Annotated in this window: 6 tRNA genes and 1 rRNA gene; all 7 read right to left on the bottom strand. The window is 49.2% G+C overall.

Features of this window, described 5'->3' with window-relative positions:
* Positions 1–6 precede the first annotated feature (6 nt).
* The 7 genes from CSGHG_RS19210 to rrf all read right to left on the bottom strand — a co-directional run bounded on the left by CSGHG_RS19210 (position 7) and on the right by rrf (position 612).
* Positions 7–82: transfer RNA gene (locus tag CSGHG_RS19210), tRNA-Lys, on the bottom strand.
* A gap of 4 nt (positions 83–86) precedes the next feature.
* Positions 87–161, bottom strand: a tRNA-Gln gene (locus tag CSGHG_RS19215).
* A gap of 5 nt (positions 162–166) precedes the next feature.
* Positions 167–243 (bottom strand) — tRNA-Arg (locus CSGHG_RS19220).
* A 6-nt stretch (positions 244–249) separates the two neighbouring features.
* Positions 250–323, bottom strand: a tRNA-Gly gene (locus CSGHG_RS19225).
* A gap of 3 nt (positions 324–326) precedes the next feature.
* A tRNA-Leu gene (locus tag CSGHG_RS19230) sits at positions 327–410 on the bottom strand.
* Between the two features lie 3 nt (positions 411–413).
* A tRNA-Glu gene (locus CSGHG_RS19235) sits at positions 414–488 on the bottom strand.
* A gap of 6 nt (positions 489–494) precedes the next feature.
* A 5S ribosomal RNA gene (gene rrf / locus CSGHG_RS19240) occupies positions 495–612 on the bottom strand.
* Positions 613–709: the final 97 nt, after the last annotated feature.

Genomic DNA, 709 nt, shown 5'->3' on the forward strand with positions numbered 1-709 from the left:
TAATTTTGGTGGCTCACCGGGGAATCGAACCCCGGACACCATGATTAAAAGTCATGTGCTCTACCGACTGAGCTAGTGAACCATATTGGCTGGGATAGCAGGATTTGAACCTACGAATGCCAGAGTCAAAGTCTGGTGCCTTACCGCTTGGCGATATCCCATTAAATGGTGCGTTTTAAGGGATTCGAACCCCTGGCCCACGCCTTAGAAGGGCGTTGCTCTATCCAGCTGAGCTAAAAACGCATATTTTGGAGCGGGTGAAGGGAATCGAACCCTCGTAACTAGCTTGGAAGGCTAGCACTCTACCATTGAGTTACACCCGCAAGTGGTGCAGATGAAGGGAGTCGAACCCCCACGCCAAAGGCGCTAGATCCTAAGTCTAGTGCGTCTGCCAATTCCGCCACATCTGCATATGGTGACTCCTAGGGGAATCGAACCCCTGTTACCACCGTGAAAGGGTGGTGTCTTAACCGCTTGACCAAGGAGCCATATTTACCTGGCAACAACCTACCCTCCCACACAGTCTCCCGTGCAGTACTCTCGGCGTCTAGAGGCTTAACTTGCCTGTTCGGAATGGAAAGGAGTGTTACCCTCTAAACCATCATCACCAGATTTTAAATTAATATAAGCGGCGTACTGCGTCGTCAATTTCCTTCACTCAAATGCTCATTTATACAAATAAACTCCGCTTCTCACTTAGTCATTTCCT

The organism is Clostridium senegalense JC122 (assembly GCF_000285575.1).
GTDB lineage: Bacteria > Bacillota > Clostridia > Clostridiales > Clostridiaceae > Clostridium_J > Clostridium_J senegalense.